This is a genomic window from Mariniflexile maritimum (assembly GCF_009746565.1).
Classification (GTDB): domain Bacteria; phylum Bacteroidota; class Bacteroidia; order Flavobacteriales; family Flavobacteriaceae; genus Mariniflexile; species Mariniflexile maritimum.
Map to the genome: position 1 here is coordinate 348,182 of NZ_WRPN01000003.1, position 25,172 is coordinate 373,353.

16 protein-coding genes are annotated in these 25,172 nt (G+C 39.5%); 5 read left to right on the top strand and 11 right to left on the bottom strand.

The features are described from left to right. The 5 genes from ileS to GQO80_RS06855 form a co-directional block, all read right to left on the bottom strand. Complete coding sequence (gene ileS, locus GQO80_RS06835) at positions 1–3,405, bottom strand: isoleucine--tRNA ligase (RefSeq protein ID WP_157207589.1); 3,405 nt, start codon at positions 3,403–3,405, stop codon at positions 1–3. A gap of 97 nt (positions 3,406–3,502) precedes the next feature. Beyond that, on the bottom strand, positions 3,503–3,976 hold the full coding sequence (locus GQO80_RS06840; protein ID WP_157207590.1) for a hypothetical protein: 474 nt from the start codon (positions 3,974–3,976) through the stop codon (positions 3,503–3,505). Between the two features lie 98 nt (positions 3,977–4,074). Then, on the bottom strand, positions 4,075–5,115 hold the full coding sequence (locus GQO80_RS06845) for an aldo/keto reductase (RefSeq protein ID WP_157207591.1): 1,041 nt from the start codon (positions 5,113–5,115) through the stop codon (positions 4,075–4,077). 232 nt (positions 5,116–5,347) lie between these two features. Then, positions 5,348–6,307, bottom strand: a complete 960-nt coding sequence (locus GQO80_RS06850) for an OmpA family protein (protein WP_157207592.1) — start codon at positions 6,305–6,307, stop codon at positions 5,348–5,350. A 26-nt stretch (positions 6,308–6,333) separates the two neighbouring features. After that, positions 6,334–7,098 (bottom strand): exodeoxyribonuclease III, encoded by a 765-nt coding sequence (locus GQO80_RS06855; protein ID WP_157207593.1) that lies wholly within the window; start codon positions 7,096–7,098, stop codon positions 6,334–6,336. A gap of 233 nt (positions 7,099–7,331) precedes the next feature. Here GQO80_RS06855 and GQO80_RS06860 point away from each other — a divergent pair, with 233 nt between their 5' ends. The 4 genes from GQO80_RS06860 to GQO80_RS06875 all read left to right on the top strand — a co-directional run bounded on the left by GQO80_RS06860 (position 7,332) and on the right by GQO80_RS06875 (position 16,747). After that, positions 7,332–10,754 carry a hypothetical protein gene (locus tag GQO80_RS06860; RefSeq protein ID WP_157207594.1) on the top strand — a complete coding sequence of 1,141 codons (3,423 nt, stop codon included), beginning with the start codon at positions 7,332–7,334 and terminating at the stop codon, positions 10,752–10,754. Between the two features lie 49 nt (positions 10,755–10,803). Continuing rightward, the gene (locus GQO80_RS06865; protein WP_157207595.1) at positions 10,804–11,196 is read left to right on the top strand and encodes a hypothetical protein; all 393 of its coding nucleotides are present in this window, start codon (positions 10,804–10,806) and stop codon (positions 11,194–11,196) included. A 78-nt stretch (positions 11,197–11,274) separates the two neighbouring features. Then, a complete protein-coding gene (locus GQO80_RS06870) occupies positions 11,275–15,588 on the top strand; it encodes a CusA/CzcA family heavy metal efflux RND transporter (RefSeq protein WP_157207596.1) in 4,314 nt (1,437 codons plus the stop codon). A gap of 10 nt (positions 15,589–15,598) precedes the next feature. Next, on the top strand, positions 15,599–16,747 hold the full coding sequence (locus tag GQO80_RS06875) for an efflux RND transporter periplasmic adaptor subunit (RefSeq protein WP_157207597.1): 1,149 nt from the start codon (positions 15,599–15,601) through the stop codon (positions 16,745–16,747). Between the two features lie 13 nt (positions 16,748–16,760). On the opposite strand, the gene GQO80_RS06880 is transcribed toward GQO80_RS06875, so the two are convergent. The 6 genes from GQO80_RS06880 to GQO80_RS06905 all read right to left on the bottom strand — a co-directional run bounded on the left by GQO80_RS06880 (position 16,761) and on the right by GQO80_RS06905 (position 23,617). Continuing rightward, a complete protein-coding gene (locus GQO80_RS06880; protein ID WP_157207598.1) occupies positions 16,761–17,675 on the bottom strand; it encodes a M28 family peptidase in 915 nt (304 codons plus the stop codon). Positions 17,676–17,756: 81 nt separating this feature from the next. Further along, positions 17,757–18,503 carry a succinate dehydrogenase/fumarate reductase iron-sulfur subunit gene (locus GQO80_RS06885; RefSeq protein ID WP_157207599.1) on the bottom strand — a complete coding sequence of 249 codons (747 nt, stop codon included), beginning with the start codon at positions 18,501–18,503 and terminating at the stop codon, positions 17,757–17,759. Positions 18,504–18,569: 66 nt separating this feature from the next. Further along, positions 18,570–18,947, bottom strand: a complete 378-nt coding sequence (locus GQO80_RS06890) for a four helix bundle protein (protein ID WP_157207600.1) — start codon at positions 18,945–18,947, stop codon at positions 18,570–18,572. Positions 18,948–18,970: 23 nt separating this feature from the next. Then, positions 18,971–20,983: a fumarate reductase/succinate dehydrogenase flavoprotein subunit gene (locus GQO80_RS06895; RefSeq protein ID WP_157207601.1), complete on the bottom strand. Its 2,013-nt coding sequence runs from the start codon at positions 20,981–20,983 to the stop codon at positions 18,971–18,973. 10 nt (positions 20,984–20,993) lie between these two features. Beyond that, complete coding sequence (locus GQO80_RS06900) at positions 20,994–21,656, bottom strand: succinate dehydrogenase cytochrome b subunit (protein WP_157207602.1); 663 nt, start codon at positions 21,654–21,656, stop codon at positions 20,994–20,996. Positions 21,657–21,817: 161 nt separating this feature from the next. Continuing rightward, positions 21,818–23,617 (bottom strand): T9SS type A sorting domain-containing protein, encoded by a 1,800-nt coding sequence (locus GQO80_RS06905; RefSeq protein ID WP_157207603.1) that lies wholly within the window; start codon positions 23,615–23,617, stop codon positions 21,818–21,820. Between the two features lie 204 nt (positions 23,618–23,821). On the opposite strand from GQO80_RS06905, the gene GQO80_RS06910 reads away from it, so the two are divergent. After that, the gene (locus GQO80_RS06910) at positions 23,822–25,114 is read left to right on the top strand and encodes an aminopeptidase P family protein (protein ID WP_157207604.1); all 1,293 of its coding nucleotides are present in this window, start codon (positions 23,822–23,824) and stop codon (positions 25,112–25,114) included. Positions 25,115–25,172: the final 58 nt, after the last annotated feature.

Sequence of the window (25,172 nt, forward strand, 5' to 3'; positions counted from 1 at the left end):
TTAATGTTTTTGTATGAATAACTTGGTATTTACATCATCAAAGACAATTTCTATACCACTTTCTAATTTTTCGATAATTTCCAAATCCTCGGTCAATGTTTCAGCCTTAATATACGACATATTTGCGATTATGGCCGTATTAATCTGCACATCATTTTGTAATTTAACATCTATCCTATCGGTTACTTCAAACCCAGAGTCTTTACGCAGGTTTTGAATACGGTTTACAAGCTCGCGTGCAATGCCTTCCTTTCGCAATTCGTCGGTAATGGTTATATCCAGTGCAACGGTTAAACTGCCTTCATTGGCTACCAACCAACCTTCAATATCTTGCGATGTAATTTCCACATCATCAAGGGCTAAAGTTAAATTTTTTCCGTTAACTTCAATATCCAAAACGCCATTTTGTTCTATTTTGTTAATATCTTCTGCTGAAAAGTTAGTAACTGCTCCAGCAATGGCTTTCATGTCTTTTCCAAAGCGTGGGCCTAGGGTTTTGAAATTAGGTTTTATCTGTTTTACCAAGATGTCTGAAGCTTCTTCCAAGAGCTCGATTTCCTTGATATTGACTTCGTGTTTTATTAAATCGGAAACCGCCAAAATCTCTTCTTTTTGCTGAGGATTGGCAATGGGAATCATGATTTTTTGAAGGGGTTGGCGCACTTTTATCTTTTCCTTGGCACGTAACGACAGCACTAACGATGAAATGGTTTGCGCCGCTTCCATTTTTCGCTCCAACGATTTATCCACCAACGCTTCATCAAATACCGGAAATTCAGCTAAATGCACACTTTCAAAGGTTTCTTTTTGGGTGGCCAAATTCAAATCCAGATACAATCTATCCATAAAAAACGGAGCGATGGGCGCGCCCAATTTTGCAATGCTTACCATGCAGGTATAAAGGGTTTGGAACGCCGAAATTTTATCTTGGCCGTACTCGCCTTTCCAGAAACGTCTTCGGCACAAACGCACATACCAGTTACTTAAATAATCTTGTGTAAAATCTGATATGGCCCGCGCCACTTTGGTAGGCTCGTAATCGGCATAAAACACATCTACTTTTTTAATCAATGTGTTCAGTTCCGAAAGGATCCAACGGTCTATTTCTGGGCGTTCTTGTATAGGAACATCCGCCTCTGCATAGGTAAAATTATCCAAATTGGCGTACAACTGAAAGAACGAATAGGTATTATAGAGCGTGCCGAAGAACTTGCGTTTTACTTCCTCAATGCCTTCCAAATCAAACTTTAAATTATCCCACGGGTTTGCGTTGGCAATCATGTACCAACGGGTTGCATCGGCACCATAGGTTTTAAGGGTTTCAAATGGGTCGATGGCATTACCAAGGCGTTTCGACATTTTTTGACCGTTTTTATCCAACACCAAACCGTTGGATACCACGTTTTTATACGCCACCGAATCGAAAACCATCGTTGCAATTGCGTGGAGCGTATAGAACCAACCACGGGTTTGATCGACGCCTTCGGCGATAAAATCGGCTGGATATGCTGTTCCTTTATCAATTAAATTTTTGTTTTCAAATGGATAATGCCATTGTGCATAAGGCATTGCACCTGAATCGAACCAAACATCAATCAAATCGCTTTCGCGGAACATTTTCTGCCCACTTTTTGAAACCAAAACGATGGTGTCAACTATGTTTTTATGCAAATCTATTTTAGCATAATTTTCTTCGGAATTGTTGCCCACTTCAAAATCTGCAAAAATAGCTTTTGAAAGGACGCCCGCTGAAACGGCTTTTTGCATTTCAGCTTTTAGTTCTTCAACCGAACCAATGCAAATTTCCTCTTTCCCGTCTTCGGTTCTCCAAATGGGCAACGGAATGCCCCAATAGCGCGAACGCGACAAGTTCCAATCGTTGGCATTGGCCAACCAGTTTCCAAAACGCCCTGTACCAGTTGCCTTTGGCTTCCAGTTGATGGTTTCGTTCAATTCGAACATGCGTTCTTTCACATCGGTTATTTTTATAAACCAAGAATCTAAAGGGTAGTAAAGAATCGGTTTATCGGTGCGCCAACAGTTTGGGTAGCTGTGTTTGTATTTTTCAACCTTGAAGGCTTTGTTCTCTTCTTTTAATTTGATGGCTATTTCAACATCTACCGAACGCTCTGGCGCTTCACCTTCATTGTAGTATTCATTTTTTACATATTTACCAGCGAATTCGCCCATTTCTGCACGGAATTTCCCTTGTAAATCTACCAAAGGCACTAAATTTCCATTTTCGTCTTTTACCAACATGGGAGGCACTTCGGGGGTTGCTTGTTTGGCAACCAAGGCATCATCGGCCCCAAAAGTTGGTGCGGTGTGTACAATGCCGGTACCATCTTCGGTAGTTACGAAATCGCCCGCAATAACCCTAAAGGCATTTTCAGGATTGTCATTCGGCAACGCATACTGTAATAATTGCTCATATTTGATGCCTACTAAATCTTTGCCAATACATTCACTAATAATTTTATACGGAATTTTCTTATCTTCCGGTTTGTAAGCGGCTAATGCTTCATCGGTATCAACCTGAATAAACCTTCCGGTAAATTGATATGCAACCAATTTTTTGGCTAAAACTACTTTAATGGGTTCAAACGTATATTGGTTAAACGTTTCAACCAGCACATAGTCTATTTTTGGGCCAACGGTTAATGCCGTATTACTTGGCAGTGTCCAAGGCGTGGTGGTCCATGCTAAAAAGTGAATATCGCCTTCGTTTTGTAAAAAATCTGGAAGCGTGTTTTTAATGGCTTTAAACTGGGCCACAATTGTTGTATCCGTTACATCTTGATAGGTTCCCGGTTGGTTTAATTCGTGCGAACTTAAACCCGTTCCTGCCTTTGGCGAATAGGGTTGTATCGTGTAACCTTTATAAATTAATTGCTTGTTGTAAATTTGTTTCAGCAACCACCAAACCGATTCCATATATTTGGGCTCGTAGGTAATGTAGGGGTTTTCCATATCGACCCAATAACCCATTTTTTGGGTCAGGTCGTTCCAAACATCGGTGTAGCGCATCACGGCTTTTCGGCAGGCAGCGTTATAATCTTCCACCGAAATGGTTTTGCCAATATCTTCTTTGGTAATGCCCAATTCTTTTTCTACGCCCAGTTCAATAGGCAACCCATGGGTGTCCCAACCGGCCTTACGTTTTACTTGATAACCTTTCATGGTTTTGTAACGCGGAAAAATATCCTTAATGGCACGCGCTAATACGTGGTGCACACCGGGTAAACCGTTTGCGGAAGGTGGCCCTTCAAAAAACACAAAGGGTTGGTGGTTTTCTCGTGTAGAAACACTTTTTTCAAATATGTTGTTTTCTTGCCAATAGCCAAGGATTTCTTCGGCTACTTTTGGCAAGTCAAGACCTTTATATTCAGGGAATTTAGCACTCATTGTATCAAATTTCATTTCGAGGTGCGAAATTAAGGAATTTTGCCAAAATAGCATGGTGAAAATACCCAAAAAACGGTTTGAATGTTTCTAAAGGTAATTATTCAAATGTATGGGCTTTTTTGAATGTTTTTTGAAAACGGTGCGCTTTCGCTAAAAGCAGTTTTTCTTCTTCAGGAGTAACGTGTTGCCTTGAAATCACTTTTTTGTTTTTGATGACTATTTTTTTATCGGGCTCACCACTGGTTTCCGAATGAATGAAAATCAATTCATTATGTGAAAAATAATAGGTTTCGGTGATAGTTTTATCGGTTATTTCCACGTTTTTAATACGAAATAACGCATTGCTAGCCTCATCGAAAAGCACCGTATATTTAAAAGTTCCCACATCCTTAAAACCTTTTTTGTCGGTTAAGGCCCCTTCGGTAAGGGTTTCTTTTAACTGGTTGTTTGAATCAATTTCAGCTACTTTTTTTTCTGTTTCAGCAATCATGGTATCGGTATTAATCGCTGTTTTTGTAGCACAAGAAAATACGGTGAGCATTAAAAATATATAACTAAAGTAACGGGTCATAACTTGAAAATTTTATTGTTAAAAGGAAATTTAAGGCATAAAAAATACCCAAACAACAATTTGGGTATTTTTTATGAATTTAATAAGTCAACTTAAAGTTAGCATGCAGGATTGGGAATTTCAGCATGTACCGCATTAATTTGTTTTAATACCTCGTCGTTCAATGTTAGGTTAATGCTTCCAATGTTTTCCTTTAACTGCCCTAAACTGGTAGCGCCAATAATACTACTGGTTACAAAAGGCTGTTGGGTAACGAAGGCCAAACTCATTTGAGCCAAGTTCATGTTGTTTGCTTCGGCTATTTTTAGGTAGCGCTTTGTGGCTTCGGTAGATGGTTCGCTACTATAACGCGCAAACCTTGGAAACAGTTTTAAACGGGCATTATCGGCCGCTGTGTCTTTGATGTATTTACCCGAAAGCACCCCAAAAGCCATGGGCGAATAGGCCAACAAACCCAAATTTTCGCGCATTGCTATTTCGGCCATATCGCCCTCAAAACCTCGGTTTATTAATGAATAGGCGTTTTGAATGGTTTTCATGCGCGGTAAACTATGGGCTTTTGATTCTTCCAAATAACGCATGGCACCCCAAGCCTTTTCGTTGGACATGCCTATATGGCGAATTTTGCCCAATTTAATTTGTGCTTCCAACGCATGCAGCACGTTGTTAAAATTATCTTCCCAAGCATCATTGGGGTTGTGCTTGTAATCGCGCACCCCAAAAGTATTGGTTTCGCGTTCTGGCCAATGTATTTGGTATAGGTCTATATAATCGGTTTGCAAACGCTTTAATTCGGCATTTACAGCTTCCTCAACAGAACTTGGGGTAATGCCCGAGGTTCTTATATGCGCAGTGTAATCGCTGGGGCGACCCACTATTTTACTTGCCAACACAACCGTATCGCGATGACCCGTTTTTTTTAACCAGGAGCCAATAATTTTACTGGTGGCACCTTGGGTTTCTGGACTTGCGGGCACGGGATACATTTCGGCGGTATCGATAAAGTTAACGCCTTGTTCCAGTGCATAATCGAGTTGCGCATGCCCTTCGGCCTCGGTGTTTTGGTTGCCCCAGGTCATGGTGCCAAGGCATATTTTACTTATTTTTATATTAGTGTGCGGTAGGGTTGTGTATTTCATTTTAGGTTTTTAGATAGATTCTTTTTAGATTTTTAGACTTCTTAGAAAGCAGGGTCCAAATATAAAAAACCTTTCAGTTGCAAATGAACCGAAAGGTTTAAAACTGTGTTAAGAATTGTAATTACGAGGAATGAAGCAATCTGCTTAATCTCTAAACAAAACACGATAGACGTTCAATTTAAAAGATTGCTTCGCTTTTTTCCGAATGTAAAAGTTCGCAATGACGCGGTTTTCAATTATCATTTAACAACCTAGAAAGCTCGTCCAACTTGGGCGTTAAAATAACTTCGATGCGCCTGTTTTTGGCTTTGCCTTCGGGGGTATCGTTGGTGGCAATGGGGGCAAACTCCCCACGACCTGCGGCCGTTAAATTTTCTGGATTGATGGCAGCGTTCTCTCTTAAAATAGCGACGATTGCCGTGGCACGCTTTGTTGACAGGTCCCAATTGCTGGTTATCGCACCATTGGGTTGGTAGGGTACGTTATCGGTATGGCCTTCAATTAAAACGGCAATATCAGGGTTGGTGGCTAAAACGGTGCCTAATTGTTGTACGGCCCTGCGCCCTTCGTTGCCTACCGCCCAACTGCCGGAGCTGAATAACAATTTGTTTTCCATGGACACATATACCTTGCCGTTGCGTTGCTCGACCGTTAAGCCTTTCCCCTCAAAATCGGTTAAGGCTCTGGAAATGGCATCTTTTAAGGCGGTCATGGCGGCATCTTTATCGGCAATCACTTGTTCCAGTTCGGCCACCCGGTTTGAACGGTCTGCCAACTCTTGTTTTAGTTTATCCAAGCGTAGGTTTTCGGCGGCCAAAGCTTGTTCCTTTGCTTCCAATTCAGCCAATAATTCCCTGTTTTTTTGGGAATTGGCGGTAATAGCAGCAGAACTGTTTTTTTCCAACGCATCATACGATGCTTTTAGCGCATCTACATTTGCTTTGGCAGCATCATAATCGCCTTGCAATTTATCGCGTTGCGCTACGGCTTCCTTGTAAGATGCTTGAAGTTGTTTTAATTGGGTTTCGGCTGCGTTTTTTGAATACAGCAAATCGTCATTTTCATTAGCAAGTTTTCTGTTTTCTTGTTTTAAATTAGCATATTTAGCTTCTAATTCTTTGTAAATCTTTGGAGAAACGCAGGAAGAGGCAAGCACCAATGATAAGGCAACTAATGAAATTCTTTTTTTCATTTTAAAAAATTATTTTAGGGTTTGTGTTAATTTTCTATTTCCAATAATATGGGGCAATGGTCGCTGTGCACTGCATCCGATAGTATAACGGCTCTTTTTATTTTTTCTTGTATGGGTTTTGAAACCATGGCGTAATCTAACCGCCAACCTTTGTTATTGGCCCGTGCATTGGCGCGGTAACTCCACCATGTATAGTTGTCTGGCTCTTTGTTTAGATGCCTGAACGAATCGATAAATCCATTATTAATGAACCCGCCAATCCATTTGCGCTCTGAAGGCAAAAATCCGGAAACATTACTCAGCCCTTTGGGGTTGTGAATATCAATTTCCTCATGGCAAATGTTATAATCGCCACAGATGATTAAATTAGGTATCTCGATTTTTAAGTTATTTATATACTCTTGAAACAGATCCATGTACTCGAATTTATGGTCCAAACGTGCATCGTTGGTGCCTGATGGCAAATAGAGACTCATTATAGAAACGCCATCAAAATCGGCACGCAGGTTACGGCCTTCAAAATCCATCGAGGCAATGCCTGTGCCATATTCTACATGGTTGGGTTCGGTTTTGCTTAAAATGGCAACACCGCTGTAGCCTTTTTTTTGGGCACTGAACCAATAATTGTACTTGTAGCCTGCTTCAACAAAAACATCTAAATCCAATTGTTCCTTTAGCGCTTTGATTTCCTGTAAACAGATAACATCGGGATTGGCACTTTTTAACCACTCGACAAAGCCTTTGGCCATGGCTGCCCTGATGCCGTTTACGTTGTATGAGATTATTTTCATTACTCTTACTAAACCTCTCTAGTAGAAAGGGCTTTTTTTATAATTAATAAAATTTAGAATCAATTTTTATATTGAAACATCTTAAATTCTTGAAGATTTTATTTTTTAAAATTGAAAACCTATCAAATTTCAGCTAAAATAAATAATGCGTTACTTTTACACTATTATTTTACAGCACATTTAACAAAAACCAGTAACAAAATATTTTAAACGATTTGCAGTTTAAGTATCTAATGAAGTTTATAACCTGCCTATTTATCTTTTTTTTTGGATTTTGTGCTTCGGCCCAAAACCAAAACTCTAATTATAGAACTAAAAAAGTTGCTGTAAACCCAACTATTGCGATAGATAGCGTGAGTATAAACCCCCATTATTTCTCGGTTAAAACTAAAAACAATACGCTTATCGATTCTTCATTTTATGATATTGATTTTAGCAAAGCCCTATTAACTTTGAAAAAACCTGTTGAAACCGATTCCATCATCATCAACTACTTAAAATTTCCGGGGTTTTTAACGAAAATCTACCAACAATTGGATGATAAATTGGTGGTTGAAAACACCGATAATCTTCAAAAACTGTATCAGCTTTCACAACCCAACGACACGAAGGCGTATATCCCATTTGATGGTTTAACAACTTCTGGAAGTATTTCCCGTGGTGTTACGGTTGGCAACAACCAAAATTCGGTTTTAAATAGCGAACTGGACCTTCAAATATCAGGAAAACTGAGTGAAAAAGTATCGTTGCGAGCCTCCATTCAAGATGCTAATATTCCGTTGCAGGAAAGCGGTTATAGTCAGCGACTGGATGAATTCGACCAAGTTTTTATTGAATTGTACAGCGATAAATGGAACATTCGAGCGGGCGATATCGATTTACAAAACACCCGTTCCTATTTTGCCAACTTTTCAAAACGGGTGCAAGGACTCGCAATAAACACAAAATGGGGCGACGACGGTACCGAAACCAGTGTGTTTGCCGCAGGTGCTTTGGTACGCGGACAATTTACCCGAAGCCAATTTACAGCACAAGAAGGCAACCAAGGCCCGTATAAATTGCAAGGGCAAAACGGCGAATTGTTTGTGCTTATTGTGTCGGGTAGCGAAACCGTATATGTAAACGGCGTGATGGTACAGCGTGGTGAGGACAAAGACTATATTATTGATTACAACGCGGGCGAAATTATATTTAATTCCACATTTCCCATCACTTCCGAAATGCGCATTACCATCGATTACCAATACAGCGAGCGTAATTACTCCCGATTGGTGGCTTATGGCGGCAGTAGATTTGAAAGCAAAAAATTACATATTGGCGTTTCTGTGTATTCTGAAAATGATGCTAAAAACCAACCGCTTCAACAAAATTTATCGGAAGCCCAAGTGCAAATTCTTTCTGAAGCTGGCGATGACAGAACGCAAATGGTAGCACCTTCCGAAGTAGAGGAAACCCAAAACGACAACCGGATCCTATATAAAAAAGAGCTTGTTGGCGGTGTTGAAGCTTTTGTGTTTTCAAACAATCCGGAGGATACCTTATACCGAGTAACCTTTTCGCAAGTGGGCGCAAACCAAGGCGATTATGTATTGAGCAGCACCAACGCCATCAATAATATTTACGAATATGCAGGGGTTTTACAAGGAAATTATGCACCCATTGTTCAATTGATTGCACCAACAAAACTGCAAATAGCGGTGGTAAACGGAAACTATAATCCCACCGAAAAAACAGCTATTGGTTTTGAAGTAGCGGGCAGCAAAAACGACTTAAACCTGTTTTCAAGTTTAGACGATGCCAATAATGATGGCTTTGCAGGGAAACTAAAAATATCCCAAAATATTATAAAAAAAGACAGTTTATGGAATTTGAATGTGTTTGCCGATGGCGACTTCATTCAAAAAAACTTCAAAACCATCGAACGTTTGTACAATGCCGAGTTTAATAGAGATTGGAACTTAAACGATTCTACCACCACCCGTTTAAATACCAATTTTGGCAACCAAACCTTGCTTACATCGGGACTTTTTATGTACCATCCCAAAAAAGGAACGGCCACTTACCAATTTGAGCATTTGGGCTATTCTGAAAATTTTAACGGCAACCGCCATGTTTTAAATGCCAATGTAATGCTTGATAAATTTAGAATTGCTTCGTATTCCAGTTTTTTAAATGCACATGCAACCACCAATACTTCTAAGTTTTTAAGGTCGTACAACCGCATTGAATATAGCATGAAAAAAAGTTGGGTAGGCAGCAAATTGGCTTTTGAAGACAATGAGCAAAGAGACCTTGCAACCCAACTGTTAACGCCGTTGAGCCAGAAATTCAAATCGTACGAAGTGTTTTTTGGCGTGGGCGATAGCACGAAAATTTTCACCGAATTTGGTTATAAAAACCGTGTAAACGATAGCATCAGGAACAACCAATTGCAAAAAGTAAACACCTCGAACACCTTTTATTTAGACACACGGCTCATTCAAAAAACCAACACCAATTTGGCCTTGTTCGCTAATTACAGGACCTTGAAAAGTGAAGATGAAACCGTGAATGATGAACAATCCCTAAATTCCAGGTTGCAATTCAACCAAAAGTTTTTGAAACAAATCATCCAATGGAACACGCTTTTTGAAACCAATTCGGGCACCTTGCCACAACAGGATTTCACGTATGTAGAAGTGGAACCCGGACAAGGCACTTACACCTGGATTGATTATAACGAAAACGGCATTCAAGAACTGGAAGAGTTTGAAATTGCCCAATTTCAAGACCTAGGAAAGTACATTCGTGTGTTGCTGCCCAACCGCGTCTATATAAAAACGCACCAAAATAGGTTGAGCCAAACGCTAACCATCAACCCGTCGGCATGGGCGGTTAGTGAAAATAAAACTCAAAAATTCTGGTCGCATTTTTACAACCAAACCAGTTATTTGGTAGATAGGAAATTAAAACGTGAAGGTGGTGGTTTTAATCTAAATCCGTTTGAAAATAATGCAGAAAACCAATTAGGACTTCAATTAAATTTTAGAAATGTGCTGTTTTTAAATCGAGGTAAACAGCGATACACTACATCATACACCTATCTTTCAAATAAAAGCAGAAACATTTTATCTATAGGCTTTATTGAAAATAGTTTGCAAAGTCATCAGTTTAATTTTAATCATAAAATTGCCGAAAGTTGGTTAATAACACTTCAATCTGAATTTGAAACCAATGAAAGTTTAAGCCAAAATTTCGCAAGTAAAAATTATAATTTTGATGAAACCCGTTTCAACCCCAAACTATCCTATTTGTTTAATGACAATTCGCGGTTCGATATTTTCTACCAATACGCCAACAAAGAAAACACCATTGGTGGTCTGGAAACCTTGAAACAACAAAAATACGGTACGTCCTTTACGTTGTCATCTAACCTAAAAAATACGATAATTGGGGAATTTAACTATTTTTCAAACAACTACAATGGCAATGCAAACACCCCTGTTTCGTACCAAATGCTGGAAGGTTTGCAACCCGGTAAAAACTTTACGTGGAGCTTACTGGCACAGAAAAAATTAACCACGTTTTTAGATTTAAACCTGAGCTATTTTGGGCGGAAAACCCAAACCAGCAAAACCATCCACACCGGCACGGTACAGCTAAAAGCCTATTTTTAACAAATTATAACTGTTTAACAATCAATATTTTTTGTAATATTGCCTTGGTATGAGTAAAATTATTGTTGTAATATATTCTTTTTTGATACTTTTCAACAGTTTCAACATCAATCTTGAAGACTTTTCAAGACTTGGTGCGCTATGGGAACATGCCAAATACCACAAAATAACCTATGGCGATAGTTTTCTCGATTTCCTTTCAGAACACTATGGCAGTAAAATGGTTACCCATGAGCATACCCATGATGGGCATGACCATTTACCATTTAAGGACCATAACCACATGCTTTGCCACCTTAATGTCTCTTTTATCCTTACGCCACACTTAATATATACCGTTTACCATCAAGAATTTATAGAAAACCCAACCAACTTTTTTTATAAAGAACCATTTTCAAATTTCGAAAAACCTTCCTTTTTCCAACCGCCCAAAATAGCATAATTCTATTTCAATATTTTTTTAAACCTATCTTAAACACCCATTTTCGATAGCATTTATTAATTCCTATTAAAATGAATTATGTTAGAGTACATCATCAAATTCAGCTTAAAAAATAAGCTGGTTATCCTTTTGTTTACGGCCTCCATTATTGGTTTTGGCATACTGTCGCTAACCCAAATCCCTATTGGTGCCGTACCCGATATTACCAACAACCAAGTACAGGTAATTACCACCTCAAGAAATTTATCAACGCAGGATGTGGAACAATTCATCACGTATCCTGTGGAATTGGAAATGGCAAATCTTCCGGGTGTTGAAGAAATTCGGTCGGTTTCTAAATTCGGCCTCTCGGTGGTTACCATTGTTTTTCAGGATAAACTGGGAACCTATCTTCCCCGACAATTGATTGCTGAAAAAATAAAATCGGCTTCCGAAAAAATCCCTGAAGGCTTTGGTTCCCCAGAAATGGGCCCCATAACTACCGGACTTGGCGAAATTTACCAATATATTTTAGATGTAAAACCCGAATATAAACACCGTTATTCGGTTACCGAACTGCGCACCATCCAAGACTGGGTAGTAAAACGTCAACTTTCAGGAATTCCCGGTGTAGTTGAAGTGAATACTTGGGGCGGTTATTTAAAACAGTATGAAGTTGCCATAAATCCTGAAAAACTAAAAGCCATGAACATTGATTACCTGGCGGTTTTCAATGCCTTGGAAAAAAACAACAGTATTGCAGGTGGCGGTTATATTGAAAAAACCAACAAAGCCTTTTTTATTCGTGGCGAAGGTTTGGTAACCTCGTTACAGGACATTGAAAACATTGTTATAAAAAACGAGGGGTTGCCCATTTACATCAAAGACGTTGCCAAAGTAGGCTTTGGAAGTGCGACCCGTTTTGGTGCTATTACCGGTAATGGTGAAGGCGAAAAGGTACTGGGGCAAGTGATGATGCTGAAAGACGGCAATTCCAAAAAAGTGATTGATGCGGTTAAAGAACGTGTCGCTTCCATAGAAAGTTCATTGCCAGAGGGCGTTTACATTAACGGATTTTTAGAACGCAGCGAACTTATTGGCAAAACAACCTTTACCGTTGCCGAAAACTTGATCCTGGGGTCGCTCATCGTTATTTTTGTTGTGGTTTTGCTATTAGGAAATTTACGCTCGGGCTTGGTGGTGGCATCGGTTATTCCGTTGTGCTTGCTGTTTGCTATTTCGTTGATGAAAATTTTTGGGATTGATGCAAATTTGATGAGTCTTGGCGCGATAGATTTTGGCATTATCATCGATGGCGCGGTTATCATTGTCGAGTTTATTGCCTTTCAAATAACCTCGCAAAGTTCAAAAATAAAGGCACTTTCCCAAACCGACCAGCAACTTGCTATTGATACGATTACGCACAAAAGTGCTTCAAAAATGATGAATTCCGCCATTTTTGGGCAACTCATCATTCTCATTGTTTTCATCCCTATTTTATCGTTAAGCGGCGTAGAGGGCAAAATGTTTAAGCCCATGGCACTAACCTTCAGTTTTGCACTTATTGGCGCCATGATTCTTTGTTTAACCTATGTCCCTGTAATTTCTTCCCTATTTTTAAAACCAAATGTTCAAAGTAATAAAAACATTTCGGTTAGGTTAATGGCATCATTAAATAAACTTTACAAGCCTACCATCCATTGGGCATTAGAGCACAAAAAAATAGTAGTTTCGTTAGCAGGTGTTCTATTGGCTTTTAGCTTTTGGCTTTTTACCACCATGGGCGGTGAATTTGTGCCGACTTTAGATGAAGGCGATTTTGTGATACAACCCGTTTTAAAAACCGGCACCTCTTTGGGAAAAACCATTGAAATTACCACAAAAATCGAAAAAATACTTTTGGATAATTTTCCTGAAGTGGACCAAGTGGTGAGCAGAATTGGCGCAGCCGAAGTGCCCACCGACCCCATGAGCATGGAAGAAAGTGATGTGATCATCAAATTAAAACCTAAGAAAGAATGGGTTTCTGCGGAAAGTAAAGATGAACTGGCCGATAAATTCAAGGAAGCACTCGCCATTATCCCTGGGATGGAAGTTGAATTTACCCAGCCCATCGAAATGCGTTTTAATGAACTGATTACGGGTGTTAGGGCCGATGTTGCCATTAAAATTTTTGGCGACGACCTATCGGTTTTGGCGAACAAAGCCAATGAAATTAAAATGCTTATCCAACAGGTTGAAGGTGCTTCGGATATCATTATTGAAAAGGTTGAAGGTTTGCCGCAAATGAGCGTAACCTACAACCGCAGTAAAATTGCCCGTTATGGTTTAAATATTTCAGATGTTAACCAACTCATTTCCATGGGGTTTGCAGGCACCACCATAGGCACTGTTTTTGAAGGTGAAAAACGGTTCGACATTGCCATTCGCTTAGATACTGCACACCGCAACACCATTGAGAATATTCAAAATTTATATGTGGATACCCCAAATGGTGTAAAAATCCCGTTGAGTGAATTGGCCGAAATAAAATACACCACAGGGCCAGCCAAAATTTCCAGGGATGATACCAGACGACGCATCGTGGTGGGCATAAACGTTAGGAACCGCGATTTACAATCGGTTGTCGATGATGTTAGAAGCATCATTGAAGCCAAAGTGAAGCTTCCCGTGGGTTATACAATTACCTACGGTGGGCAATTTGAAAACCTGCAAAGTGCCAAGGCCCGTTTACTAATTGCAGTGCCCGTTGCTCTCATCCTTATATTCATCTTATTGCATTTTGCCTTTGGTTCCATAAAGGAAGCGTTCATGGTTTACTCTGCCATACCACTTTCTGCCGTTGGTGGCATTTGGCTGTTGTGGCTTCGCGATATGCCCTTTAGCATTTCCGCAGGCGTTGGTTTTATTGCGCTTTTTGGTATTGCCGTTCTAAATGGCATTGTTTTAATTGAACATTTTAAAGAACTAAAAAAAGAAGGCATGACCAACATTGAAGAACTTATAAAAAAAGGCACTGCCGAACGTTTACGCCCCGTTTTGTTAACCGCCGCCGCCGCCGCTTTAGGGTTTTTGCCCATGGCCATTTCAACCAATGCAGGCGCAGAAGTGCAACGCCCTTTAGCAACCGTTGTTATTGGCGGTTTGGTATCGGCAACGTTTTTAACGCTTATTGTATTACCCATTTTATATGCATGGTTTGAAGAAAAAAAAGATAAAAAAATGAACAAAAAAACCATACTACCTATTATTATCGTATTGTCCACTTTACAAATACAGGCACAGAACAAGCCTTTTACGGTTGATGAAGCTATAAATTTAGCTATTGAAAACAATGCGCATTTAAAAGCATCTTCATTAAAAACCGATGAAGCAAAAGCATTAATTGGTAGTGCGTTTAATTTCGATAAAACGGCCGTTTACTATCAGTACGATGAAAACAATCTAGCTGTAAACGGTTTGCCTTTAAAGATTTTTGGTGTATCGCAGGACTTCAAGTTTCCAACCGTATATTTTGCCGATAAAAAAGTGAACAAGGCCAGATACCAGCTTCAAAAATCGGGTTATACTATTAGGCTAGAAACTTTAAAACGCGACGTGGCACTAGCGTATTACCAGTTAAATTATGCCGAAAACAAAGCTAAAACCTATAAGTTTTTAGATAGCCTGTTCCAAAATTTTGCGATTGCCTCAGAGCGTCGATTTGAATTGGGCGAAACCAACTATCTGGAAATGATTAGTGCAAAATCAAAACAAAAACAACTTGAAACCATTTTTAAACAGGCACAACAAGATGTTATTTTGGCAAGTGAGCAACTGAAAAAACTGGTACAAGTTGATAGTATCTCAACCAATGCCGAACCTATGAGAAAACTTGAATTACAAACCATTTCATTGGCCAATAATGCAGGACTTCAATATTTCGACAACTCAAAAGCCCTGTACAAAGCCTTATACCAACAAGAAAAGCAAAACCTGTTGCCCGATTTAAGCGTGGAATATTTCCAAGGCACCAACAGCACTTTAAACAGCAATGTTATTGGGTATCAATTTGGTGTAAAAATCCCGTTGTTTTTTAGCGGAAATGCTTCAAAAATAAAAGCGACTAGAATTGCCGAAGAAGTTGCGGAAGCCGAAAAACAAGATTTTAAGCTAAAATTGAATGTTGAATATCAAACGTTAATGGCGAAACTTCAACAGCATGATGAAGCCATCACCTACTACGAAACGCAAGGCAAAACGCTTTCCGAAGAAATTATAAAAACAGCCGAACGCACATTTAAAGAAGGTGAAATCGATTTTTTTCAGTACATACAAAGCATTGAAACCGCTACCGAAATTGAATTGACTTATTTAAACAACATCAATGCCTATAACCAAACGGTTATCGCCATCAATTATCTAACATTATAAACGAAACACCATGAAATATATACCTAGCTTCCTATTTTTGCTTGCCTTGGTTGCTTGCGGAAATTCAGAAAAAAACAATGAAACGACTGCTGAAACGGCACCGAACAGCAACGACATAACCATCACACAATCGCAATTTACCAGTGAAAACATGCAGATGGGAACACTTGAAATGCACACTTTTAATGAAACCATTAAAACAAGTGGCATGATTGATGTGCCGCCGCACAACAAAGCTTCGGTAAGTACATTTATGGGCGGTTACATAACAAAAACCCCGTTGCTTGTTGGCGACAAAGTGAAAAAGGGGCAACTTTTGGTAACTCTTGAAAATCCGGAATTTGTGGAAATCCAACAGCAATATTTAGAAATTGCCGAACAACTTAATTACTTGAAATCTGAATTCACACGCCAGAAAACCTTATTTGATGAAAAAATAAGTTCGCAAAAAAACTTTTTAAAAGCCGAAAGTACCTACAAAAGTAGTTTGGCGCAGTACCACGGTTTACGAAAAAAACTGAATATGATCCATATAAGTCCCGCTTCGGTTGAACAAGGCCAAATAAGCTCAACCATCAATGTGTTTTCTCCTATCGATGGTTTTGTAACCAAAATCAACGTTAGCAGTGGTGCGTACGTCTCAGCTTCCGATGTCATTATGGAAATTGTTGATACCAACCATATCCATATAGAGCTATCGGTTTTTGAAAAGGATATTTTAAATGTTAAAAAAGGACAAAAAATTCAATTTAAAATTCCTGAAGCTTCCCAAAAAACCTTTGAGGCCGAAGTACACTTGGTGGGCACCACCATTGATGAAACCAATAGAACCGTAAAAGTACACGCCCATATTTTAAATGAAGATGAAACCAATTTTGTGGTAGGCATGTATGTTGAAGCCGCTATTATTACAGAAGCTACGGCAAGTTTGGCCTTACCAAAAGATGCCATTTTAGAGACAAATGGCGATTATTTTGTACTGGTTTTAAATGAAAAGAAAAAAGATGGCTACCATTTTAAAAAAGTTAAAATAAACTTGGGGACACAAACCGAAACGTATGCCAGTATATTGAACACAAACGATTTAATAGATAAAAATATTTTGGTACAAGGAGGTTACATGCTGCTTAATGAAAGCGAGAGCGACCATTCCCATTAAAAATTAAAGGCTGTTAAAGTTGTAAGGCATCCATTTTTTGGAAAACCGCCATGATAACTTTAACAGCTTCTTTATAGAATTCCGGTTGGATGTTCTCATAATCATCGGTGGGTTCGTGGTAATCTTTGTGGTCTTCAACCCCAAAATATAAAAACGGAATACCTTTTTTGTGAAATGATGCATGGTCTGAGGCGTGGGTCCAGTTCTCTTCCCAATTGCCTTCATCGTGCCCTGTTAAAAGCTTTATTTTGTTTGAATATTTATTACTTATTATGAGGTCTTTCAGCCATTTGTTGTGTATCGTACCCACTACAAAAAGTTCTTTTTCATCACTCCTGCTTATCATATCCATATTCAAATTAACCTTGATTTGGTTTAGTGGCACTATGGGACGACCTAAATAATATTTCGAGCCTTCCAGCCCCAGTTCTTCAGCATCAAAAGCAGCTAGAATAACCGAGTGTTTGGGCGCATGGTTTTTAAAGAATTCCGCAAAGGCAAATAGGGCGCTAACCCCCGACGCATCATCATCGGCACCGTTGTAAATCTGTCCGTTTTTAATGCCTTCATGGTCGTGATGGGCGGTTATAACGATGTATTTTTCGGGAAAGGATGTTCCTTTAATGAGCCCTAATACATTCGTTCCATTAAAATGCTTGCCTTCGCTTGAAAATGCAAATGGTTGGGTATAATTAGGAACTAATGGTAAAACTTGCAGTATTTTGAAATGGTCAACAATATAATTTACAGCTTTTACCCCGCCTTTGGTTCCTGTTCTTCTGCCTTCAAAAGCATCGGATGATAGGGTTTTGATATGATGGAGCAATTCCGTTTCATTAAACCCATTATTTTTAGGAATAGCAATTTGTGCTTGGTTCTGAAAGCCCCAGAAACAGATGAGTACAACAAAATAGATGTTTTTGCGCATTTATAATAAAATTAGTGGGTAAATCTAAATAAAAAACCCAAGCCGAGGCCTAGGTTTTTAGTATTATCGATAAAAAGGAAATTATTTTAATACAGCGGCTTTCATTAGTTCTCTGTTCATGCGTGCAATGTTATCCAAAGAAATGCCTTTTGGACACTCAATTTCGCAAGCTCCGGTGTTGGTGCAGTTTCCAAAACCTTCCAAATCCATTTGTGCCACCATGTTCCTTACACGATCGGCCGCTTCAACTTGCCCTTGGGGCAACAGCGCATATTGCGAAACTTTGGCACTTACGAACAACATCGCAGAAGAATTTTTGCAGGTAGCCACACAGGCACCACAGCCTATACAGGATGCTGCATCCATCGATTCATCGGCAGCGTGCTTTGAAATAGGCGTTGCGTTGGCATCTTGGGTATTTCCAGATGTGTTTACCGAAATATAACCTCCCGCTTGCTGAATACGCTCAAAGGCCATTCTATCGACCACCAAGTCCTTGATTACGGGAAATGCAGCGGCCCTAAATGGTTCGATGGTAATGGTATCGCCATCTTTAAACATGCGCATGTGCAATTGACAGGTGGTAACGCCTCTATCGGGGCCATGAGCTTCACCATTGATATACATTGAGCACATACCGCAAATACCTTCGCGACAATCGTGATCAAAAGCAATGGGTTCTTCCCCCTTGTTTACAAGCTGTTCGTTCAAAACATCCATCATTTCCAAAAAGGACATGTGCTCTGAAATATCCGTAACTTTATAATCGACCATCTTGCCTTTGTCGGTAGCGCTCTTCTGGCGCCATATTTTCAACGTTAAATCCATTTATTTAAGTTATTAGGTTGTTGATAGAGTTATTAAGTAAATAAGTTATTTAGTTAATACTAGTGCTTATTTATCTTTTTGGCCCATTAAGTACTTAATGTATCCATTAAGAATCAACAATGTTTTATTATGTATTACTCTTAATTCTTTTAAATCTTCTTCTAAAATATAACCTTCATCTAATGCTATGATTGCATGGTCTAAAGTTTCAAAAAGAGAACCTCTAGCTATTCTGCAAAACTGAATGTTCTCTTGAAAATGGTATCTACCATAGCCTTCAGAAATATTATTACATACAGAACGGGATGAACGTTTAATTTGATCAATTAAAACAAATTTCTCTGAACTTGGTATTTTAGTGATTATATTGTTTTTTATAAATAACCTTAAGTTTCTTGCTTCTTTCCAACACTCTAACTCTTCAAAAGACTTAAAATTATTCATCTAAATAACTTAATAACCAATAACTATTTATAAGAACGCTGCTTCAACTCAATATCCTTAAACTCTAGTTGTTCTTTATGCAGTACGGCATCGGCTGGTTCGCCTTTATATTCCCAAGCTGCTACAAAAGCATATTCAGCGTCGTTGCGTTTTGCTTCTCCTTTTTGTTCGCCGTCCATTTCAACCGATTCTTCCCTAAAGTGCCCGCCACATGATTCTTCACGCATTAAGGCATCTTTTGCGAAAAGTTCACCCAGTTCTAAAAAGTCGGCTACACGTCCTGCTTTTTCCAACTCGGGGTTCATTTCGTAAGCAGAACCTGGCACTTTTACATCTCTCCAGAATTCTTCACGAATTTGTTTAATTTCGGCCATGGCTTCTTTCAGTCCTTTTTCATTTCGTGCCATTCCTACTTTGTCCCACATTACTTTTCCAAGACGCTTGTGGAAATGATCAACAGATTTTGTGCCCTTGTTGTTTAAGAAATGGTTGATTCTATCGGTCACCTCTTTTTCGGCCTCATCAAATTCTGGGGTATTGGTTGGAATTTTACCGGTTCTTATTTCATTTGCCAAATAATCGCCTATGGTATAAGGCAATATAAAATAGCCATCTGCCAATCCTTGCATTAAAGCGGAAGCCCCCAACCGGTTTGCGCCGTGGTCTGAAAAGTTTGCTTCGCCTATGCAATACAAACCATCGACGGTGGTCATTAAATTATAATCTACCCATATCCCGCCCATGGTGTAATGGGTTGCCGGGTAAATCATCATGGGTGTTTTGTATGGGTTTTCATCAACGATTTTCTCATACATTTGGAATAAGTTTCCGTATTTTTCCTCAACAATAGCCTGCCCTAACTCGTATATTTTTTCTTTGGAAGGATTTTCAATATTATGGATTTTAGCTTGTATTTTACCATATCGCTCTATGGCCGATGCAAAATCAAGATACACTGCCTCACCTGTTGCGTTCACGCCAAAACCTGCATCACAACGTTCTTTAGCGGCTCTTGAGGCCACATCGCGGGGTACTAAATTCCCAAATGCCGGGTAGCGACGCTCTAGGAAATAATCCCTGTTTTCTTCAGGAATTTCGGTGGGTTTCAGCTTTCTTTGTTGTATTGCCTTGGCATCTTCTATTCTTGCTGGCACCCAGATACGGCCATCATTTCGCAACGATTCCGACATCAAGGTTAATTTTGATTGATAATCACCCGAACGCGGAATACAGGTGGGATGTATTTGCGTAAAGCACGGATTAGCGAAATACGCACCTTTTTTATGTATTTTCCAAGCGGCCGTGGCGTTGCTGCCCATGGCATTGGTTGAAAGGAAATAAACATTTCCGTAACCGCCCGTAGCAATAACAACGGCGTGTGCCGAATGGCGTTCAATTTCTCCGGTAATTAAATTACGTGCAATAATACCGCGTGCTTTCCCGCCAATTTTAACCACATCGAGCATTTCGTGGCGGTTGAACATTTCTATTTTACCACGTGCAATTTGTCGGTTCATGGCCGAATAAGCGCCCAATAATAGTTGCTGGCCTGTTTGCCCTTTGGCATAAAACGTTCTTGAAACCAATACGCCACCAAACGAACGGTTGTCCAACAACCCGCCGTAATCGCGTGCAAAAGGAACACCTTGCGCCACACATTGGTCGATAATGGCCCCCGATACTTCTGCCAAACGATAAACGTTCGCTTCGCGCGACCGGTAATCGCCACCCTTTACGGTATCGTAAAACAATCGGTACGTTGAATCGCCATCGCCCATATAGTTTTTGGCAGCATTAATACCACCTTGTGCCGCAATGGAGTGAGCACGACGAGGCGAATCTTGGTAAGCGAAGGCTTTTACATTATAGCCAAGTTCCGCTAGTGTTGCAGCAGCAGAACCGCCTGCCAACCCTGTACCAACCACAATAACGTCGATATGACGTTTGTTTGCAGGGTTTACAAGGTTGATATGATTTTTATAATCTGTCCATTTATTTTGAATGGGACCATGTGGTATTTTTGAATCTAATGCCATATATCTGAGATTAATGGTGATTAAAATGATGGAAAAGTGCAATGATTATAAATCCTAACGGAATGATAATCGCGTAAGCCTTTCCAAAAGTTTGTAATGTTTTTTTCCTGATGGTTGAGGCGCCCATAGATTGAAAAGCCGAGGCAAAACCGTGTGCTAGGTGAAGCCCTAACAAAATAAAGGCCGCAACATAAGCTGCAACGCGCCATACGGGCACAAATTTTTCTTGCAGTTCATGGAAATAACGGGTAGGCTCCTCTGGGTTAAACGCTATGTATTTATAATTTAATTCCGGAAGCCAAAAATCGGCAAAGTGCAATCCTAAAAAGGCTAAAACAACCAGCCCACTGTAAATCATGTTCCTGCTCATCCAGGTAGAATTGGCTGCACCATTATTTTTAACATACGCTATTTTTCGTGCGCTTTTATTTTTTATCTCTAATACAAATCCCATTACAAAATGGAACACAACCCCCAAAATCAAAACGGGTTGTAATGCAAATTGAACTAATGGGTTGGTTCCCATAAAATGGGACATCTCATTAAATAGATTGGCACTAAACAACGAGGTGATATTGACCGCTAAATGTATTATTAAAAAAAACATGAGGAAAAATGCTGAAAGTGCCATGGCAACCTTTCTTCCTACTGAAGAATTAAAAAATCCGCCCATTTTAATGTGTTTATTTATTTGTGTGCAAAGGTACGCTAGGTTAAAGTTTTAACCAACTAACAAATGTCATGTTTTTGCTATTTAGAATGGTTTTAAAGAATTTTGTTTTGCAAAGAAAAGGGCGTTTTTTTGAAACACCCTTTTATACTTATTTTAAAAATTTATTCCAGAATTATTTTTTTTGTAATCATGGCTTTGTCTGAATAAATACTAACAAAATACATCCCCCGCGATGCACCCAGTAAATTAACCGTTTTAATTCGTGGGGCGTTCAACATATCTGTTTTTAAGATTAGCCTACCGCTAACATCATAAACAACCACTTTTTCCAAATTTATCAAGGAAGTATTTTGAACATTGAACTGGCCTTTTGTAGGGTTTGGATAAATGTTGATGGCTTCGTTTAAGGCTGCTTCCTCTACGCTTAAATAACAGGGGTGGTTGGTCATAACTGTTGTGTTAAAAGGCGGAGCGGGGCATGGATTTATTGATGTACTTCTAGTCTGTATTGCACTTGCGACGGTGATATTGCTGGTGCCCAACACACGGCGGTCCAAAGCAAACTGAAGTGCATAGTTCATCACATCATTATCGTCTATCACATGGCCTAATTGATGCCCATGGCCCAATTCGTGAAGTGCCACACTTTCAAAATCATATTTGCCAATGACGGCTGGTGTTGGTGCTGGACCAAAATTCCAATCGGTGGTATCGTCAAAAACAAAATCCATTTCTGTAACATACCAATTTATATTGGGTGCTGTACCACAACCACTGTAATAATAGGAGGTTCTGCCCAATTCAGTAGGATCTAATTCCGCGCCATTATCAAATCTAATAACATTTGTTCCATCAGATGCCGCTACATCTATGGATGTTGTGGCACCTATTGTCCAATTAATTCCTGTTTGGCACCTCCAGCTATCATGTGCCCTTGTAAAGGCCGCTTTTGCAGCCGTATTATTATTAAAATCGGTAAACAATTGAAAAGTATAACCTCCTGAACCATTATCATTTACATGTTGCACACGATAAGCTAAATTCCCTCCATTTTGAACCACGTTAATTTCGGAGTACGAAATGGTTAAATTACTAGCAGAAACATCGCTTGCAGGAGAAGGCGCTGCATCGGTTACCATAACTGGGCCCGTACCAGCTTCCGAAGGGACTTCAACCGTAATTTGGGTGTTGTTCCAAGTAAGTAGTTGGGTACTCAATGCATCAATAAACGTTGCGCCGCCATCATCCGCATTCCGAAAAGACACCTTGCCTTTTGTGGTTCCAAAACCGGTGCCATTTATGGTAAGTATCGATTTGGTTCCCGCCGTAATAGTTGTTGGGCTAAACGTTATGCCACTCGGGGCCAGTGTTGCTTTGCTTTGCGACGCTTTTGAATAGGTTGCTTGCGCATCAAAATTTGAGAGCTCGATATACTTGCTTTTTGTGTAACTTCTAATTTCATCATAAAAGGAAGCACTTATCCCTTGTTTTTTATTGAACACATTGGCCGCCACATTTTCATGGAGACTATACTTATAAAATCCTTGTGAAGACCCATAAGGCTTAAATTGTTTCACTCCCGATTTATCTGAAGCTTTCATTTGAACGTTGCTAGGGTACAAGGTAAAAACCCCAACAGCATCGGTATGTAAATTTAAACTTGGTGTTACCCTTTCGGCAAACAAACCCACGGTACCACCCGGTGTAATAACCTCAATGGTGGCTACCGGCTCTCCTTTAAAAACCTTATAAACTTCAATAGTATTAGCGGTATAAATGTGTTTATTTTCCGCATCCCAAAACGATTTTTTTGAAATAACCTTCCCTTCAACAACCAAACTTGAGTTTTCAATTTGTTTTTCCAACGAAACCTTTCTAAGTAAATCTTGTGCATTCAAATTAGATAAACCTATCACAAACGATAACACAACAACAACGACTTCTATTGTAATTTTTTTCATAAATCACTAATTTTAAATTAATAATCTGGCAGTGGATAACTTCAAATATAGTAAAAAATTGTACAGGTTTTATTTAGTTTTGTTACTTTTAGCATCATTAATCGTTACACAGCACTACACTGGCCAATTGTTATTGCTACTACACGCATCATGCATATTGGCCTTAAACTGAAACAAATCGTTAAAAAAAATCAAAATTTATCCATGAAATATCATCCCATAAACCCATCGCTTTTTATTGAAAACAGAAAAAACTTTGTCGCCAAAATGCAACCGCACAGTCTGGCAGTATTTAACTCAAACGACATTTACCCCATTAGTGCCGATAGTACCATGCCTTTTGAACAACATCGGGATATTTTTTATTTGAGCGGTGTTGACCAAGAAGAAAGTATTCTGGTACTATTCCCCGATTGCCCCAAGGAAAAACACCGCGAAATATTGTTTTTAAAAGAAACCAACGACCATATTGCAGTTTGGGAAGGCGAAAAACTTACCAAGGAAGCTGCTTTTGAAACCAGTGGCGTTAAAACGGTTTATTGGCTTAAGGAAATGGAAAAAATAATGTTTGAACTTATGACGCAGTGCCATACGGTTTATATTAACACCAACGAACATTACAGGGCAAATGTTGAAACCGAAACCCGCGAAGACCGCTTTACCAAATGGCTTTTAGCAAAGTATCCCGCCCATAGTGTTGCCAAAAGCGCCCCTATTTTACAACGCTTGCGCTCTGTAAAAAACCAAATTGAAATAGACCTGATACAACAGGCCTGCACTATTACCGAAAAAGGGTTCCGGCGTATTTTGAACTTTGTAAAGCCCGGGGTTTGGGAATATGAAATTGAAGCCGAATTTATGCACGAATTTTTGCGCAACCGCTCTAAAAAATTTGCATATACCCCCATCATCGCTTCAGGAAATAACGCCAATGTGCTGCACTACATAGAAAACAACAAGCAATGTAAGGCTGGCGATTTAATTTTATTGGACGTAGGCGCAGAATATGCCAATTATTCAAGTGATCTCACACGTACCATCCCCGTTTCTGGCACCTTTACCAAACGCCAAAAAGAGGTTTACAATGCGGTAAACCGCGTTAAGATTGAAGCCACTAAAATGCTCGTTCCGGGTACCGATTGGGCATCGTACCATGTGGAAGTTGGCAAATTAATGACTTCGGAATTGCTTGATTTAAAACTTTTGGACAAGGCCGATGTACAAAACGAAAACCCCGACTGGCCCGCCTACAAAAAATATTTTATGCATGGTACCAGCCACCACATGGGGTTGGACACGCATGATTACGGAATTTTAACCGAACCCATGCAACCCAACATGGTTTTTACCGTGGAGCCAGGTATTTATATCCCAAAAGAAGGGTTTGGTATTCGGTTGGAAGATGATGTGGTAATCCAAAAAACGGGAGAACCCTTTAACTTAATGCGTAACATTCCTATTGAAGCTGAAGAAATTGAGGATTTAATGAATTCTTGATACACCAATAAAAACAACACTTTTAAGCATCCCTTTCAGCGTTTAAAACGCTGAAAGG

What these genes read in the sequence shown, in the direction of transcription:
- GQO80_RS06870 (WP_157207596.1), top strand. Translation starts at nt 11,275, where the DNA reads ATGTTAGAGTACATCATCAAATTCAGCTTAAAAAATAAGCTGGTTATC.
- GQO80_RS06850 (WP_157207592.1), bottom strand. Translation starts at nt 6,307, where the DNA reads ATGAAAAAAAGAATTTCATTAGTTGCCTTATCATTGGTGCTTGCCTCT.
- GQO80_RS06905 (WP_157207603.1), bottom strand. Translation starts at nt 23,617, where the DNA reads ATGAAAAAAATTACAATAGAAGTCGTTGTTGTTGTGTTATCGTTTGTG.
- GQO80_RS06910 (WP_157207604.1), top strand. Translation starts at nt 23,822, where the DNA reads ATGAAATATCATCCCATAAACCCATCGCTTTTTATTGAAAACAGAAAA.
- ileS (WP_157207589.1), bottom strand. Translation starts at nt 3,405, where the DNA reads ATGAGTGCTAAATTCCCTGAATATAAAGGTCTTGACTTGCCAAAAGTA.
- GQO80_RS06885 (WP_157207599.1), bottom strand. Translation starts at nt 18,503, where the DNA reads ATGGATTTAACGTTGAAAATATGGCGCCAGAAGAGCGCTACCGACAAA.
- GQO80_RS06855 (WP_157207593.1), bottom strand. Translation starts at nt 7,098, where the DNA reads ATGAAAATAATCTCATACAACGTAAACGGCATCAGGGCAGCCATGGCC.
- GQO80_RS06865 (WP_157207595.1), top strand. Translation starts at nt 10,804, where the DNA reads ATGAGTAAAATTATTGTTGTAATATATTCTTTTTTGATACTTTTCAAC.
- GQO80_RS06895 (WP_157207601.1), bottom strand. Translation starts at nt 20,983, where the DNA reads ATGGCATTAGATTCAAAAATACCACATGGTCCCATTCAAAATAAATGG.
- GQO80_RS06900 (WP_157207602.1), bottom strand. Translation starts at nt 21,656, where the DNA reads ATGGGCGGATTTTTTAATTCTTCAGTAGGAAGAAAGGTTGCCATGGCA.
- GQO80_RS06880 (WP_157207598.1), bottom strand. Translation starts at nt 17,675, where the DNA reads ATGCGCAAAAACATCTATTTTGTTGTACTCATCTGTTTCTGGGGCTTT.
- GQO80_RS06860 (WP_157207594.1), top strand. Translation starts at nt 7,332, where the DNA reads ATGAAGTTTATAACCTGCCTATTTATCTTTTTTTTTGGATTTTGTGCT.
- GQO80_RS06890 (WP_157207600.1), bottom strand. Translation starts at nt 18,947, where the DNA reads ATGAATAATTTTAAGTCTTTTGAAGAGTTAGAGTGTTGGAAAGAAGCA.
- GQO80_RS06875 (WP_157207597.1), top strand. Translation starts at nt 15,599, where the DNA reads ATGAAATATATACCTAGCTTCCTATTTTTGCTTGCCTTGGTTGCTTGC.
- GQO80_RS06845 (WP_157207591.1), bottom strand. Translation starts at nt 5,115, where the DNA reads ATGAAATACACAACCCTACCGCACACTAATATAAAAATAAGTAAAATA.
- GQO80_RS06840 (WP_157207590.1), bottom strand. Translation starts at nt 3,976, where the DNA reads ATGACCCGTTACTTTAGTTATATATTTTTAATGCTCACCGTATTTTCT.